At 59.7% G+C, this 15506-nt stretch carries 18 protein-coding genes (1 of these 18 cut by a window edge); 6 read left to right on the top strand and 12 right to left on the bottom strand.

The genetic code is table 11. The features are described from left to right. Window positions 1-120 precede the first annotated feature (120 nt). From CQ009_RS06040 to soxR, 4 genes are all read right to left on the bottom strand, one after another. Window positions 121-1071: a LysR substrate-binding domain-containing protein gene (locus CQ009_RS06040; RefSeq protein WP_105705185.1), complete on the bottom strand. Its 951-nt coding sequence runs from the start codon at window positions 1069-1071 to the stop codon at window positions 121-123. Between the two features lie 23 nt (window positions 1072-1094). Continuing rightward, the gene (locus tag CQ009_RS06035) at window positions 1095-1970 is read right to left on the bottom strand and encodes an alpha/beta fold hydrolase (protein WP_105705184.1); all 876 of its coding nucleotides are present in this window, start codon (window positions 1968-1970) and stop codon (window positions 1095-1097) included. 213 nt (window positions 1971-2183) lie between these two features. Then, window positions 2184-2642 (bottom strand): VOC family protein, encoded by a 459-nt coding sequence (locus CQ009_RS06030; RefSeq protein ID WP_064391328.1) that lies wholly within the window; start codon window positions 2640-2642, stop codon window positions 2184-2186. A gap of 140 nt (window positions 2643-2782) precedes the next feature. Then, window positions 2783-3235, bottom strand: a complete 453-nt coding sequence (gene soxR, locus CQ009_RS06025; RefSeq protein WP_064391327.1) for a redox-sensitive transcriptional activator SoxR — start codon at window positions 3233-3235, stop codon at window positions 2783-2785. A gap of 92 nt (window positions 3236-3327) precedes the next feature. Between soxR and CQ009_RS06020 the strand changes: the two genes are divergently transcribed. Beyond that, complete coding sequence (locus CQ009_RS06020) at window positions 3328-3681, top strand: antibiotic biosynthesis monooxygenase (RefSeq protein WP_105705183.1); 354 nt, start codon at window positions 3328-3330, stop codon at window positions 3679-3681. On the opposite strand, the gene CQ009_RS06015 is transcribed toward CQ009_RS06020, so the two are convergent. From CQ009_RS06015 to msuE, 4 genes are read right to left on the bottom strand one after another with little or no spacing between them, the layout of a single operon-like run. After that, complete coding sequence (locus CQ009_RS06015; RefSeq protein ID WP_064391325.1) at window positions 3678-4778, bottom strand: sigma-54-dependent Fis family transcriptional regulator; 1101 nt, start codon at window positions 4776-4778, stop codon at window positions 3678-3680. The genes CQ009_RS06020 and CQ009_RS06015 overlap by 4 nt on opposite strands. Window positions 4779-4801: 23 nt before the next feature. Further along, window positions 4802-5989, bottom strand: coding sequence for an acyl-CoA dehydrogenase family protein (locus tag CQ009_RS06010; RefSeq protein WP_064391324.1), 1188 nt, complete (start codon window positions 5987-5989; stop codon window positions 4802-4804). A 41-nt stretch (window positions 5990-6030) separates the two neighbouring features. Then, the gene (gene ssuD / locus CQ009_RS06005) at window positions 6031-7176 is read right to left on the bottom strand and encodes an FMNH2-dependent alkanesulfonate monooxygenase (protein WP_064391323.1); all 1146 of its coding nucleotides are present in this window, start codon (window positions 7174-7176) and stop codon (window positions 6031-6033) included. Between the two features lie 10 nt (window positions 7177-7186). After that, window positions 7187-7750, bottom strand: coding sequence for an FMN reductase (gene msuE, locus CQ009_RS06000; protein WP_105705352.1), 564 nt, complete (start codon window positions 7748-7750; stop codon window positions 7187-7189). Between the two features lie 389 nt (window positions 7751-8139). On the opposite strand from msuE, the gene CQ009_RS05995 reads away from it, so the two are divergent. The 4 genes from CQ009_RS05995 to CQ009_RS05980 all read left to right on the top strand — a co-directional run bounded on the left by CQ009_RS05995 (window position 8140) and on the right by CQ009_RS05980 (window position 12363). After that, window positions 8140-8409, top strand: coding sequence for a hypothetical protein (locus tag CQ009_RS05995; RefSeq protein WP_064391321.1), 270 nt, complete (start codon window positions 8140-8142; stop codon window positions 8407-8409). Between the two features lie 102 nt (window positions 8410-8511). After that, window positions 8512-9126 carry a LysE family translocator gene (locus CQ009_RS05990; RefSeq protein WP_105705182.1) on the top strand — a complete coding sequence of 205 codons (615 nt, stop codon included), beginning with the start codon at window positions 8512-8514 and terminating at the stop codon, window positions 9124-9126. Window positions 9127-9331: 205 nt separating this feature from the next. Beyond that, entirely contained in the window at window positions 9332-10498 is a 1167-nt protein-coding gene (locus CQ009_RS05985; protein WP_105705181.1) for an aminotransferase class V-fold PLP-dependent enzyme, read from the top strand. Between the two features lie 56 nt (window positions 10499-10554). Further along, a complete protein-coding gene (locus tag CQ009_RS05980) occupies window positions 10555-12363 on the top strand; it encodes an aminopeptidase P family protein (protein ID WP_105705180.1) in 1809 nt (602 codons plus the stop codon). Between the two features lie 65 nt (window positions 12364-12428). Here CQ009_RS05980 and CQ009_RS05975 read toward each other — a convergent pair whose 3' ends face one another. Both CQ009_RS05975 and CQ009_RS05970 read right to left on the bottom strand, forming a co-directional pair. Further along, entirely contained in the window at window positions 12429-13019 is a 591-nt protein-coding gene (locus CQ009_RS05975) for a 2-hydroxychromene-2-carboxylate isomerase (RefSeq protein ID WP_064391317.1), read from the bottom strand. Window positions 13020-13055: 36 nt separating this feature from the next. Continuing rightward, window positions 13056-13784: an SDR family oxidoreductase gene (locus CQ009_RS05970; RefSeq protein ID WP_105705179.1), complete on the bottom strand. Its 729-nt coding sequence runs from the start codon at window positions 13782-13784 to the stop codon at window positions 13056-13058. 90 nt (window positions 13785-13874) lie between these two features. Here CQ009_RS05970 and CQ009_RS05965 point away from each other — a divergent pair, with 90 nt between their 5' ends. Continuing rightward, window positions 13875-14444, top strand: a complete 570-nt coding sequence (locus CQ009_RS05965) for a TetR/AcrR family transcriptional regulator (RefSeq protein ID WP_105705178.1) — start codon at window positions 13875-13877, stop codon at window positions 14442-14444. 9 nt (window positions 14445-14453) lie between these two features. Here the strand turns inward: CQ009_RS05965 and CQ009_RS05960 are convergent, their stop codons facing one another. Together CQ009_RS05960 and rhtA are read right to left on the bottom strand one after the other, a co-directional pair. Beyond that, window positions 14454-14735 carry a hypothetical protein gene (locus tag CQ009_RS05960; RefSeq protein WP_105705177.1) on the bottom strand — a complete coding sequence of 94 codons (282 nt, stop codon included), beginning with the start codon at window positions 14733-14735 and terminating at the stop codon, window positions 14454-14456. Between the two features lie 170 nt (window positions 14736-14905). Then, window positions 14906-15506 carry the 3' portion of a threonine/homoserine exporter RhtA gene (gene rhtA, locus CQ009_RS05955; RefSeq protein WP_064391313.1) on the bottom strand. 287 nt of this gene lie beyond the right edge of the window, so the window shows 601 of its 888 coding nt (coding positions 288-888); its start codon lies beyond the right edge, outside the window — the gene reads right to left on this strand; the stop codon is at window positions 14906-14908.

The following is a 15506-nucleotide window of genomic DNA, read 5'->3' as shown; positions in this document are numbered from 1 at the left end:
CGCTGGCCTCCTTGTAGGAGTGAGCCTGCTCGCGATGGCGGTGGATCAGTCAGAGTTGCTGTGTCTGACACACCGCTATCGCGAGCAGGCTCACTCCTACAGGGGGTTGCGGTGTTCTGGTTACAGCGACAGGCTTTTGAAATGCGCCTGCAAAAACTCCACACATGCGCGCAACTTCCCCGAATGCGCCAGCCGTGTCGGGTACACCGCCCAGACATTCGCGCTCTGGCTGTAATCTTCCAGCACTTGCACCAAACGGCCTTGCTCGAGCAACGGCTTCACATCCCACAATGAGCGCAGCAATACCCCACGACCATCCAGCGCCCATTGCAAAACAATCTCGCCGTTGTTGGACGACAATGGCCCGCTGACCCGCACGTTCTCTTGGCCGCCATCGCGATCCAGATTCCAGATGCCGAAGGCATTGTCGCGCTCCTTGATCACCAGGCAATCGTGCTGCTGCAGGTCGTCCAGCGTTTGCGGCGTGCCGCGACGTTGCAGATAACTTGGCGCCGCGCACAGCACGCGCCGATTGCTGACCAGACGCCGGCCGATGTGCTGGCCGGGAATGTCGTCGCCAACGCGGACCTCCAGGTCGAAGCCTTCGTTGATGATGTCCACGACGCGGTCAAACAGGTCGAGGCGAATCTCCAGTTGCGGATAACGTTCGGCCAGCAACGACACGGCTGGGGCGACGTGATTGCGGCCAAACCCGAAACTGCTGCAGATGTGCAAACGCCCACGCGGGCTGTCGTGGGCGTCGGAGAGTTCGTCGTGCAGTTGCTGGAAATCATCGAGAATGCGCAACGCCCAGCGCTGTACCCGCTCGCCATCCTCGGTCAGCGAGACGCGGCGGCTGGTGCGGTGCAGCAGGCGTGTGCCGAGGGTGGTTTCGAGAATCTGAATGCGTTTGCTGACGTACGCCGGGGACAGGCCCAGTTCATCCGCGGCAGCAGCAAAGCCGTTCTTGCGGATCACGGTGAGCAGCACCCGCAGGTCTTCGGGCAGAGGCAAGGTGTCTTTCTTCTGGGGCATGTCGAAACGAGCACTGGCGGCAGAAGCCGCCAGCATAGCATCGGGATCCGCAGCCCTGGTCAGCGCAGAAAGGCCAGTGCTTCGGCAAGCAACAATTCAGGGACTTCTTCGGCAATATAGTGGCCGGCGGGCAGGGCCTGCCCGCTGACGTTCTTCGCCACCTGCTGCCATTCTTTCAGCGGATCGAAACAGCGCCCAACCGTGCCTTCCGCGCCCCACAAGACCCGCAGCGGCAGATTCAGATGATGCTGGGCGGCGATGTCGGTGCGGTCGTGCTCCAGATCGATGCCGGCGCTGGCCCGGTAGTCTTCGCAGATACCGCGCGCGCTGCCCGGCTGTTGCAGGCAGCGCCGGTATTCGTCGAAGGCTTGCTCGGTGAATGGTTTGAGCCCGGCGCTTCGACTGCCCATCACGCTGCGCAGATAGGCATCGGGATTGGCTTCGATCAGGGTTTCCGGCAGCGGCGCCGGACGAATCAGGAAGAACCAGTGCCAGTAGGCGCGGGCGAAGGCTTCGTTGGTTTGCGTGTACATCGACAGGGTCGGCGCGATGTCGAGCAACATCATGCGCTGCACGGCGGCCGGGTGATCGAGCGCAAGGCGATGCGCCACCCGTGCGCCACGATCGTGGGCGAGGATCGAGAACTGCGCGAAGCCCAGCGACTGCATCAGCTCGACGCCATCACGAGCCATTTCACGTTTTGAATAATTGCGATGCTGGTCATCGGCGTCAGGGCGACCGCTGTCACCGTAGCCGCGCAAGTCGGCGGCGACCACCGTGAAGTGCTCGGCCAGTTGTTCGGCAATCTTGTGCCAGATCACGTGGGTCTGCGGGTGGCCATGCAGCAACAGCAGGCCCGGGCCGCTGCCGCCGAGGCGATAGGCAATGTCGACGCCGTTGACGTGACGCTGGTCTTTGAGGAATCCGGCAAACATCAGACTGATCCTTTTTTCAGGGTTCTTGTTGGATGCATCCTGAAATTGTCTGGCGTTCGGGGCAAGGCGCAAAGCGTGATGGGCCGCTTCATGAAGTGTGATGTGTATGTTTGTACCGGCCCCATCGCGAGCAGGCTCACTCCTACAATTGAAATGCATTCCCCCGTAGGAGTGAGCCTGCTCGCGATAGCGCCTTTACAAACATTACAAAACCTAACCCTGCTGAAACATCTCCATAGCCCGCTGCCTGATCTGCTCTTGGGTCAGATCCTCTTTGCGCGAAGCCAGAAACCACAGATGTCCATAGGGATCTTTCAACGTGCCGCTGCGATCACCGTAAAACTGATCCTTGACCTCGGACACGGTGGTCGCCCCGGCATCCAGCGCTCGCTGAAAGGATTTGTCGACATCGGTCACGTACAGATGCAAACCGACCGACACCGCGTTGTCCGGATTGCTCAACGGCCCTTGGTCGCACGGCGAGCCGAGCATGATTGCGCTGTCACCAATGCGCAGTTCGGCGTGGCCGATACCGCCGTCGGGCATCGCCAGGCGCATGACTTCGGTGGCACCAAACGCTTTCTTATAGAAGTCGATCGCCTCGGCGGCCTTGTGAATGCCGAGATACGGGGTAATGCTGTGATACCCCTCGGGAATGGGTTTGACGCTCATGACGTTCTCCCTGATTGTTGTTTTGCGAGGTGAAGAAACACTATAGAACTGTCCACGCAGTGCAGATTTTTGCCCGACGAGCAGCAGGGGCGCATCTATTCTGTGGTAAGGAGATAAATGCCCTCGCCACGGGGCCTTCATTAATCCTTGGTGAAGTGTGGCCCGGGCCCCTGTTCGCCGAGCACGTCGCCCTGATTGCGCAACGGGCACGCTTCCATCGACAGACAGCCACAGCCGATACAGCCATTGAGTCGGTCACGCAACAGCGTCAATTGCTCGATCCGCTCATCCAGTTCGCGTCGCCATTGCTCGGATAGCACCTTCCAGTCCGCCGCTGTCGGTGCGCGATCATCCGGCAGAATTTTCAGCGCCTCGCCAATCTCCGCCAGTGGAATCCCCAAGCGCTGCGCGACTTTGATCAACGCCACCCGGCGCAGCACTGCGCGCGCATAGCGGCGCTGATTGCCGGCATTGCGCTGGCTCTTGATCAAACCTTTGGCTTCATAAAAATGCAGCGCCGTCACCGCCACACCGCTGCGCGCCGCGACTTCACCGACCGTAAGCTGCTTGTGCAGGTTTTCTCGGGTGATCATTGGAAAAGACTCTTGACCTTGACTTAACTAGAGGTTTTACCCTGCAGGCCTTCGAGTCGCAAGACTCGTCTTACGATGAGTGGGGGCGTTCCATGAACAACCGTAGTTTCACCCAATTGATCGAATTTGAAATCGAACCGCGTCAGCAACCGGCCCTGGTCACTGCTCTTTCAGTGCAAAGCGAACGTCTGGCCCAGCGCTACGACGGTTTCCTCAGCGCCAGCGTGCAGGCCAGCGATGATGGTCGGCGGGTGTTGAGTTTTCTGCAATGGCAAACCCGCGAGGCGGGGGAGGCAGCTTTTCGCAGTTTTGAAAGTGGCGAACAGGATTTCTGGCAACTGATCCACATTCATCGGGCGAAAACCGTCACCTTCAATTCCTTCCAGGTGCTGAGCAGCATCGCCCGCAGTCACGACGATGCCTTGCACTGCAATCTGGTCGGTTAGATCGATAGCTGGATAAGCCGCTCGCCGTGCAGGTTTTCGCTCAGTCGCCGCTTGTTCACCGCCAGTTCGCCGATCTTGATCAGCCGCGTACGTGTGACATTGCGGCTCAGGCCAAGCAGCGCGGCGGTGTGCACCTGGTTGTAATGGCAGAAGCGGTAAGCGGCGCGCAGCAAGGCGTCTTCAACTTTTTCGTGTAATGCTCCGGCCTGTTGCGCGAACAGTTTTTGAAAGGCCTGTTCCAGCAAGGCTTCCGGTGAATCATCGGCGCCGGCATGATCGTCGGGGCGCTCGATGCGCATGTTCGACAGGCGCAGATCATCACGCTCGATCACGCCATTGCGGCAGATCAGCAGGGTGTGATGGATGACGTTTTCCAGCTCGCGAATATTGCCTGGCCAACTGTAGGCGCGCAGTTTCTGCTCGGCGCCCGGACTGATGCTGACGCGGCCATAGCCCAGGCGCTGGCTGTAAGCCTCGATGAAGTGGCGGGTCAGCGGCAGAATGTCGCCGGGGCGTTCACGCAACGGGCTCAGTTCCAGATTGACCACGTTCAGGCGGTAATACAGATCCTCGCGAAAATGCCCGGCATTGATGGCTTTTTCCAGTTGTACGTTGGTCGCCGCCAGCACCCGCACATCGATGGGGATGCTTTTGCGCGAACCGAGCCGCACCACTTCACGCTCCTGCAAGACCCGCAACAGCTTCACCTGAATCGCGATCGGCAGATCACCGATCTCATCGAGAAATAGCGTGCCGCCATCCGCCTCCTCGAACCAGCCAGCCTTGGCGCTCAGCGCACCGGTGAACGCGCCTTTTTCATGGCCGAACAATTCCGCCTCCACCAGCGATTCGGAAAACGCGCCGCAGTTCACCGCGATAAACGGCCGGTGGCGGCGATTGCTCAGGTTGTGAATATGTCGTGCGACCAGCTCCTTGCCAGTGCCGGTCTCGCCGATGACCAGCACACTGGCTTCGCTCGGCGCGACCTGTTGCAAATGCGCGAGCAGCGCTTGAGATTTCGGGTCTTCGAACACTTGCGCGGTGGCGCGGATCGACGTCGCGAGCGCGGGTGAGGGCGGTAAGGTCAGCAATTGCATGGGCTCGTCCTTTCAAGGAGCAATCAGGAATAGAACGTCGGCACCGGCAGCGCCTGATTCAGCGCCCAGTCGCCCAGCTCATGGAGTTTGTAATCAAGTGGGTCGTGCAAGGTTTGCGTGCGCAGGTTGCGCCAGTGGCGATCCAGGCGCAGTGAGGCGTGAGTGGCGCGCGCCCCGGTGACTTCGAACAAACGGCTGCAAATGTCCAGGCCCTGACGGCTGGCCGCGACTTTTGCCGTGGCAATCGCCGTGGCGACATGACCGCGTTCTTCCGCGCTGAGGTTCGGGCCTTTGGCCCACGCTTCATCAAGCAAAGCCGCCGCACGTTCGACCAGTAGGCGAATGCCTTCAAGGGCGACCCAGAATTCGCCGAAATGCGCGAGCACATACGGATCCTCCTGCACAGTACGGGCTGTGGATTTGTGCCAGAGACGGGTTTCATTGAGGGTGTATTGCCGCGCTTCCTCGAATGCACCTTCGGCAATCCCGAGGAACATATGCGTGAACGTCAGTTGCGCGATCAGCGGGCGCAAGCAGGCGAATGGCGTGCTCAGTGGGCCCGGATCGAGGAGCAATTCCGATTCCTCAACCCGCACCCGCTCGAACGTGGCGCTGCCACTGTCGGTCTGGCGCTGACCGATGTTGTTCCAGTCGTTATGCAGGGTAATGCCGCTGCGGCCACTGGGGATCGCCGCGATCAAGAGCTTGCCGCCGGCGCTTTCATCAACCGCCGAGGCGATCAGCATTTGTGAGTCGCTGGCGCCGGAGCAGAAACTCTTCTTCCCGGAAAATTCGCGCCAGCCACCGAGATCCTTGACCACCGTGCGGGTGTCGAGCGGGTTGAGCGCGTTGCCCCAGAACCAGTTTTGCCGTGCGGTCTGTTCGAACCACGGCTGCCATTGTTCCGGGCGGGAGAACAGGCGCACGGTGGCCAGCATCAGGTGATGAAAACCGAAAACGTGGGCGATCGAGCTGTCGACCTTGGCGAACTCGCGAACCACTTGCAGGGTTTCGCTCCAGCTCGCGCCGAGGCCGCCGTAACGGCTGGGGATGCTCAGGGCCAGCAAGCCGCTGTCGCGCAGGGCATCGCGTTCGGCCTTGGGCGTGCCGCCGCGTTCGTCGCGCTCAATGGCGGTCAGGGCAAACTCGGCAGCCAGTTGGCGGGCGCTCTGCAATGGCGATAAAAGGGTACTTTGCGGTTTGGCAGTCACACCAACACTCCTGAATTCAATCTGCCCCTGCGCGGGGTGGGTTATGCCGTGGCTTTTGTCGGCAGGACGTCGTTGGCGATCATTTCGCCGAACGGTCCGGTGAGGTTGGTCAAGCCGCGCCCGGCCAGGCTCGCGTAAGGCTCGGGCAGCAGCGGAAAAACCAGCTCGGCAAAGCGGTAAGCCTCTTCCAGATGCGGGTAGCCGGAGAAGATGAAACTCTCGATCCCGAGATCGGCGTACTCCTTGATCCGCGCCGCCACTTGCTGCGGATCGCCGACCAATGCCGTGCCGGCACCGCCGCGCACCAGGCCGACGCCGGCCCACAGATTGGGGGCGATTTGCAGGTTGTCGCGCCGGCCATCGTGGAGCGCGGCCATGCGCCGCTGACCTTCGGAGTCGAAGCGGGAAAAGGATTTCTGCGCCGCTTCGATGGTTTCGTCGCTGATGTGTTCGATCAGTTTGTCTGCGGCTTTCCACGCCTCTTCGGCGGTCTCGCGCACGATCACATGCAGGCGAATACCGAACTTCACTTTGCGCCCATGCCGTGCCGCGCGTTCGCGCACATCGGCCAGTTTCTCGGCGACGGCGGCCGGTGGTTCGCCCCAGGTCAGATAGACGTCGACCTGCTCGGCGGCGAGATCATGCGCAGCGTCGGAGGAGCCGCCGAAATACAACGGTGGATAAGGTTTCTGTACGGGTGGGTAAAGCGCTTTGGCGTTCTGAACCTTCAGGTGTTTGCCGTCGAAGTCCACGGCCTCGCCTTGCAGCACCCGGCGCCAGATTTTCAGAAACTCATCAGTGACTTCGTAGCGTTCACTATGGCTGAGGAAGCTGCCGTCGCCCCGGTTTTCGTCCGGGTCGCCGCCCGTCACAACGTTGATCAACAGGCGGCCGTTGGACAGACGGTCGAGTGTCGCGGCCATGCGCGCCGACACTGTCGGTGAAATGATCCCCGGACGGATCGCCACCAGATAGCGCAGGCGTTCGGTCAACGGCACCAGCGCCGAAGCAATCACCCACGAGTCCTCGCAAGATCGCCCGGTGGGAATCAGCACACCGTGGTAACCGAGGCTGTCGGCCGCCTGCGCGACTTGTTTCAAATAGTTGAGCGTGACCGGGCGCGCGCCTTGAGTGGTGCCCAGATAGTGCCCGTCGCCATGGGTCGGCAGAAACCAGAAAACATCCATGAACAGCTCCTCAGGCGATTTTCAGCAACGGTTTGAATTGCGTGGCGAATAGCGGCGCAGCGCGTTCTGCAGCCAGACGAATACGTGCTTTCAAGGTTTCGCTGGTGATCTGGTAGTTGGCGAAATCAGCCTCGGTGGCGTATACGCCGATCGGTAAAGTGACGGCCTGAAAGAAGCTGAACAGCGGTCGCAACTGATGATCGAGCACCAACGCATGGCGTTCGCTGCCACCGGTGGCGGCCAGCAATACCGGCGTATCGATCAGTGCGTTGAGATCGATCAGGTCGAACAGATGCTTGAGCAACCCCGGGTAGGAGCCGCGATAGACCGGCGCGGCAACGATCAGCAGGTCGGCCTGTTCGATGGCTCGCAACTCGGCTTCGACTTCAGCGCTCAGTTCCTGACGCGAGAGCGCGCCGCCGAGCGGACGGGCGATGTCACCGAGTTCGATCAGGTGACTCTCGATCGGCAGATGCACGGCCAGCTCAGCCAGCAAGGCTTGAGTCAGCACCAAGGTGCGGGAGGGACGCCAGGTGCCACCGGAGAGGGCGACGACTTTCAGGGGACGCGACATGATCAGTTCCTTTTTCAACAGTTGCTCAGCGAGCAGTGAGTAAGTCACTGGACTGGAGCAAGTGCTGTACCAATTCCCGCAGAGCCCGTTTTACCGGGCATTGAGCGTTCCGCTGGCGACCGGCTGTGTGAATATCGACGCTGTTTGCTGAACCGCTGTTGGCTGAGCAACAGTTGCTGGAGCCACAGCGATGAGTGCATGAAGGGATTTATATAGGTTGTTTGTTATTCCGCAAAAGAACGTAAATTGATATTTATAGATCTTTAAGAGATATGAAGCTGTCGTGTCGAATTCCTGATAGCCACTATTGAGAGCGTTGATTTCTGCATGAGCGTGGCCGGGCGTAGCCTTTCTCCATCGACCCTCACATTGCTCGCCAGGACGCTCCCATGAACCATCTACTGACTGTTTCGCTGCTGCTCGCTGTCTCTGTACTGGCCGGATGCGCCAGCCACGTTGCTCCGGAATTGCGTCCTTACAGCGCCGAGGAATCTCGCGAGCTGGCGATGGAAGCGCTGAACCGCAGCGGTTTGTCCTTCGATGAATACCACTCGAAAAAAGCTCAACTGCTCGGTCAGCCACAGCAGACTTACGGTTTCGACAAGCAGGGTGAGATGAGTGCTGAGCGTGCCGTACAGCTGCACGGTCGCTCCAGCTGAAAACCAACTGTACCGCTTGAAGTTTTGCTCAACTGTCCGTGGGTTTGCCGGGCTGCGTGGGATAGGGTCAACACCTGGATGACCCTGACGGACTGCCGCACCATGAACCTCTCGCTTGATCTGCTGCTGGGCTTTGCCCTGTTTGCGCTTGTCACCTCCATTACACCGGGGCCGAACAACACCATGCTGTTGGCCTCGGGGGTCAACTTCGGTTTTAACCGCACCATCCCGCATATGCTCGGCATCACCTGCGGTTTCTTCGTGCTTGTGGTGGCGGTGGGTTTCGGCCTGGGCGCGGTGTTCCAGACGTATCCGCTGCTGTATACGGTCCTGCGCTACGTCGGCGCTGCTTATCTGCTGTACCTGGCGTGGAAAATCGCCCACTCGGGCCCTGTCGGTGACAGCGTTGAGGGCGAAGCCAAGCCGATCAGTTACCTCGGCGCGGCGGCGTTTCAGTGGGTCAATCCGAAAGCCTGGATCATGGCCATCGGTGCCATCAGCACGTACACGCCGATGCAGGGCTATTTCACCAATGTCGTGGTGATCGCTGCGGTGTTCGCCATCATCAACCTGCCGAGCGTTGGCGTCTGGGCCGCTTGCGGCACGCTGTTGCGTAATGTGTTGAAGGCGCGGCGCTGGTTGCGCGTATTCAACTGGGGCATGGCGGCGCTACTGGTGATTTCGCTGTACCCGTTACTTCTCGAAAGCTTTAGCTGACGCATAGCTTCAACCACCGGCCCGATGCCTGTTAAGCTCGACTTCAGGAGCGTTCCTACGCACTTTTAAATGAAGTTGTTCTTCTTTAACGGCATCCGATCAGGTATTGATGACGCTCTCGAACCGACGCGCTGCTCACGAGGCAGCGCCGAGCCGTTTGCAGACACGAGCCTCCTGATCCCGGAACACGCTCTGCGAGTCTTTTATGAACACACGTCCGTTGTATTTCGATTACGCCGCCACTACCCCGGTGGACGAGCGGGTCATCCAGGTGATGATCGAATGTCTGGGGTTTCACGGTAACTTCGGTAACCCGGCTTCCAGCTCCCACGCCTTCGGCCAGCAGGCCCGGCACACGGTCGAGCAGGCCCGTCGACAGGTTGCCGAACTGGTGGGTGCTCAGGCCGAACAGATTGTCTGGACTTCCGGTGCAACCGAGTCCAACAACCTCGCCCTCAAGGGCGTGGCCCAGGCACGCGCTGTCTCTGGCGGCCACATCATCACCAGTCAGATCGAACACAAAGCCATCCTCGATACCGCTCGCCAATTGCAGGACGCGGGTATTGCCGTGACCTATCTGGTTCCGGACGCCGATGGCTTGATCACCCCGCAAGCGGTCAGCGCCGCAATGCGCGACGACACCTTTCTGGTGTCGCTGATGCTGGTCAACAATGAGTTGGGCACGGTCAACGATATTCAGGCCATTGGCGCCCTGGTGCGCGGGCGCGAAGCACTGTTCCATGTCGATGCGGCTCAGGGCGCCGGCAAAGTAGCGATCGACCTTGAGCAGTTGCCGGTCGATCTGATGTCTTTCTCGGCACACAAACTCTACGGTCCCAAAGGTATCGGCGCGTTGTACGTCGGTCCGCGCGCGCATCAGCGTCTGCAGGCGCAGATTCACGGTGGCGGTCACGAAGGTGGCTTGCGCTCGGGGACATTGGCGACTCACCAGATTGCCGGCATGGGGGCGGCGTTTGCCTTGGCGGCGGCCGCGTTCGAGGAGGAGAAAAAGTCCATCGCGGCCCTGCGCGAGCGCTTGCTTGAGCAACTGTTGAGCCTGCCGGGCGTGCGTCTGAATGGCAGCGCAGCGCAACGCATTGCGCATACCCTGAGCCTGACGTTCAGCGAGGGTGAATTCAACAGTACCGCGCTCAGTCATTCAATTGCCTTCTCCGCGACGTCGGCCTGTAATTCCGCCAGCAACACGCCGTCCCATGTGCTGTTGGCGCTCGGGCACGATGCGCATCTGGCCAGCCGCACCATCCGTTTGAGTCTCGGCCGCTTTACCACCGCCGAAGACGTCGACAAGGCTGTCGAACTGATCAAGACCGCCTGCGCCAGTGCTCCGGCATTCTGGGCGACCGGGCTTTAAACGAGCCGAATCTACGGCTACGAACAATAACGAAGAAGTGATTAGCAGGAGACATGATGAGTACCCAGACCTCGACCGAAGGATCGGTGCCCCAGCGCCTGGCGCACACCCGAGAACTGATGCGCCGCGAAGGCATTCATGCCTTGCTGGTGCCGTCCGCCGACCCGCATTTGTCAGAATATCTGCCGGGTTACTGGCAGGGGCGGCAATGGCTGTCGGGGTTCCATGGCTCCGTCGGTACTTTGATTGTCACCGCTGATTTCGCCGGTGTCTGGGCCGACAGTCGTTACTGGGAGCAGGCGAGCAAGGAGCTCAAGGGCAGCGGCATCGAGCTGGTCAAATTGCAGCCGGGTCAGCCGAATCCGCTCGACTGGCTGGCCGAGCAGACCCCGCAAGGTGGTGTCGTCGCCGTCGATGGCGCGGTGATGGCGGTGGCTTCGGCACGCACGTTAAGCAGTAAGCTTGAGGCGCGCGGTGCACGTCTGCGGACCGACATCGATCTGTTGCAGGAAGTCTGGAGCGATCGCCCGTGCCTGCCGAACGCAGCGATCTATCAACATCTGCCGCCGCAAGCGACCGTCAGCCGTGGCGAGAAACTCGCCAAACTGCGCGAAACCCTGCAGGAGCGCGGCGCCGACTGGCACTTCATCGCCACCCTCGACGACATCGCCTGGTTGTTCAACCTGCGTGGCGGTGACGTGTCGTTCAACCCGGTGTTTGTTTCGTTTGCCTTGATCAATCAACAGCAGGCCACGCTGTTCGTCGCACTGAGCAAGGTTGATGCTGATTTGCGTGCTGTGCTCGAACAGGATGGCGTGACGCTGCGCGATTACAGTGAAGTGGCTGAGGCGCTGCGTGCCGTGCCGGGTGGCGCGAGCTTGCTGGTGGATCCAGCACGGGTCACCAGCGGTTTGCTGGATAACCTCGATGGTGCTGTGAAACTGCTCGAGGGCTTGAACCCGACCACGTTGGCCAAGTCGCAAAAAAGCGCGGCTGATGCGCAACACATCCGCAAAGCGATGGAACAGGACGGCGCAGCGTTGTGCGAATTCTTCGCCTGGCTGGAATCGGCCTGGGGGCGCGAACGCATCACCGAACTGACCATCGATGAAAAACTCACGGCTGCCCGTGAGCGTCGTCCGGATTATGTATCGCTGAGCTTCAACACCATTGCCGCGTTCAACGCCAATGGCGCGATGCCGCACTATCACGCTACCGAAGAAGAACACGCGGTGATCGAGGGCGACGGTTTGTTGCTGATCGACTCGGGCGGTCAATACCTCGGCGGCACAACCGACATCACGCGGATGGTCCCGGTGGGGACGCCGACTGAAGAGCAGAAGCGCGACTGCACGCGCGTGCTCAAGGGTGTGATTGCGCTGTCCCGGGCGCACTTCCCGAAAGGCATTCTTTCGCCGCTGCTGGATGCTATTGCCCGTGCGCCAATCTGGGCGGATAGCGTTGATTACGGTCACGGCACCGGCCATGGCGTCGGGTATTTCCTTAACGTGCACGAGGGCCCGCAGGTGATTGCCTATCAGGCTGCGCCGGCGCCGCAGACTGCAATGCAGCCGGGGATGATCACCTCGATCGAACCGGGCACTTACCGTCCGGGCCGTTGGGGCGTACGTATCGAAAACCTGGCGATGAACCGCGAGGCAGGCAGCAGCGAATTTGGCGAGTTCCTCAAGTTCGAAACCCTGACGCTGTGCCCGATCGACACGCGTTGTCTGGTGCCGTCACTGCTGAGTCAGGAAGAGAAGCAGTGGTTCAACGCCTATCACGCCGAAGTACGCGAACGCTTGAGCCCGCTGCTTGATGGCGCCGCGCTGGACTGGCTCGAAACCCGCACTGCAGCAATCTGATCTGTTGTTGTGCAATGCCAGGGCGACTCTTTCGAGCGTCACCCTGGCAGCCAGTGATTCGAGGTTTAGCGCAAGGCTTCCTCGATAAAATCGAGCCGATCCTGACCGAAGAACAATTGCCCGGCAACAAACATGCTCGGTGCGCCGAAAACGCCGCGTTTAATGGCGGCTTCGGTGTTGTCCTTGAGTGCGGCTTTGACAGCATCGTCGTTGGTCAATGCCAGCACAGCATCTGGATCAAAACCGTGTTCAGTCAGCACCGCCGCAACGGTTGCCGGTTCATCGAGGCTGCGACCGTCGACCCAAAGTGCCTTGAACAGGCAATCGATAAATGCCGGGAAACGTTGCGGATGGCGCAGTTGCATGCCAGTCACGGCGCGCATCAGCATCAGTGTATTGATCGGGAAGTGCGGGTTGAATTTCAGCGGGACGCCGTAGCGTTTGGCGTAGCGGTCCAGATCCTCAAACATGTAGCGGCCCTTGGCTGGAATCATCGCGGGTGAAGCGTTGCCCGTGGCTTTGAAAACACCACCGAGCAGCATCGGGATGTAGATCAGCTCGCTGTCGTTTTCAGCGCAGATACCTGGCAGTTGGGTATAAGCCAGATATGTCGCGGGGCTGCCCAGATCAAAGTAGAACTCAACGGTTTTGCTCATGCTCGCGGCTCTCTGTTTATTGTTATGGGACCGGGCTTACCAGCGTTCATTCCATGGGCGCAGATCCAGCTCAAATGTCCACGCGTCCCTTGGCTGGCTGTGCAGATACCAGTAGTTTTCGGCGATATGCTCGGGGTTGAGAATACCGTCCTGATCCTTGGTGGCGTATTTGTCGGGAAAGCTGTCACGGATGAAGTCAGTGTCGATTGCGCCATCGACTACCACATGAACGACGTGGATATTCATGGGCCCCAATTCCCGAGCCATGCTTTGCGCCAGCGCGCGGATACCGTGTTTGGCCCCGGCGAATGCCGCAAATCCTGACGCGCCGCGTAGACCGGCAGTGGCGCCAGTGAACAATATCGTGCCGCGCTGGCGAGTGACCATGCGTTTGGCTACTTCGCGGGCATTGAGAAAACCGGAGAAGCAGGCCATCTCCCAAATCTTGAAGTATTTGCGCGCGGTCTCTTCGAGAATACTGCAGGGCACATTGGCGCCGATATTGAAAACAAATGCCTCAATCGGGCCGAGGCGGGTTTCGATATCCTCGATCAGGGCAATGACGTCCTCTTCCTTGCGCGCATCGCAGGCAAAGCCATAAGCCTCGCCGCCTTCGGCCTTGATCGCGTCTACCAGCGGCTGGAGTTTGTCGGCGCTGCGGCGAGTGACGCAGGCGACAAAACCTTCGCGGGCAAAACGCTTGGCAATTGCACCGCCCGTGGCATCTCCAGCACCGACCACCAGTACGACCTTGTTGTTATTCATGGTGAATCCTTTTGCTTAACGATCGTTTAGTTAACGAACGTTATGCTAGGATCCGGATAACGTCAAGGCGGTGAATTACAGGGTCAACACATGCGTTATTCGGCCGGTCACAAGTTGGAAACCCGCGAACGATTGCTGCAGAGCAGTTCGTTGTCGGCAAAGCGCTCGGGGTTTTCCACGGTAGGGGTGGATGGGCTGATGAAAGCCATCGGGCTGAGTGGAGCAGCTTTTTACAGCCACTTTTCCTCAAAGGATGCTTTGTTTTCTGCCATCGTCGAACGTGAGCTAGGTCAAAGCCTTGAGCGACTTGGCGGGCAAGGCAATGAAGATCGCGAGCGGTTTGAGCGTTGTCTCAAGCAATACCTGAGCATGGCTCATGTCGAGCAGCCTGAGGCGGGGTGTGCGTTGCCGACATTGGGGGCGGAGATTGCCCGCTCGGATGTGCTGGTGCGCGAGCAGGCAGAAATCTGGATCTGCCGTCTTCAGGAGAGTTGGGCGCAGATACTGCGAAGCGATAGTCTGGCGTGGGCGATACTTTCGCAATGCGTCGGCGCTTTGGTAGTTGCGCGGATGTTGGCGACACCGGACGTACAGCGTACGGTGTTGAAATCCAGTCACGAAGAGATCGCCCGTCAGCTCGCGGTTCAGCGAGCGGAGTAGGGCGGAGGGTCATTTGCAGATGACGATCATGCTGCGGCTTGTGTAGCCGGCGGGGTTGAGACCGAACGGATAATCGCCCGGCTCTTCCACGGCATCGCCGGATTTGGCGATGACCTTGTAACCTTTTGGCGCGCACGAATTCGCGGCACTGGCATAGCACTTGTCCCAGGAGGACGAGAGTCCTGAACAGTTGATATGCAACCCCTTCTTGCCGCGTTTGACCTGAGTTTCCGAAGTCGCAGCACAACCCGCGATCGCCAGTACGGCGATCAGTATCAAAATTCGTTTCATTACCGTCCTTAATAGCGGCCGCGAGTCTGATGCTCGGGTCTGCCTGTGTTCGCTCGCTTCTGCAGCGTTTCTACGTCCCTTTGCGAAAAAATCCATGTCTGGCGATGGGTTACGGGATCTAAACATGGCCTAAATGAACGCCAATTACCAGACCCCGGTCAAATCCTGTTTCAATCTGCCGCGATGGCGGGCTTTGCGTTGCTGCCCATGGTCATCGTTGCCCCGACAGACGCCAGAATAATGCACATGATCGCCATCCATTGTGACAACGACAGGTATTCCTGGAGAAAAAACAGACCTGAAAGTGCACCGAATGCCGGCTCGATGCTCATCAGTGTGCCGAAGGTGCGCGCGGGCATCCGTGTAAGCGCAACCATTTCCAGGGTATAGGGCAGTGCGGTGGAGAGGATCGCGACGCCGATCGCAATCGGAATCAGTGAGGGCGTCAGCAGTGCGGCACCAGCATGCACAATGCCGATGGGTGCCACGAACAGCGCCGCGATCATTACGCCCAATGCCGCAGTCGTCACACCATTGTCTGCGCCGGCTTTCTGCCCGAACAGAATGTACAGTGCCCAGCAAACTCCAGCCCCCAATGCATAACCGGCGCCCACCAGATCGATCCCGGCAGTTGTCGCGCCGGTGGGAATCAGCAGCATCAGTCCGGCTGCCGCCAGAGCAATCCAGAGAAAGTCGATGGCGCGCCGTGAGGCATAAATGGCCACCGCTAACGGCCCGGTGAATTCCAGGGCGACGGCAATTCCCAGAGGG

Origin of the sequence: Pseudomonas sp. MYb2 (assembly GCF_002979955.1) — a bacterium.
Taxonomy (GTDB): Bacteria; Pseudomonadota; Gammaproteobacteria; order Pseudomonadales; family Pseudomonadaceae; genus Aquipseudomonas.
This window is presented reverse-complemented; position numbering and strand designations above follow the sequence as displayed.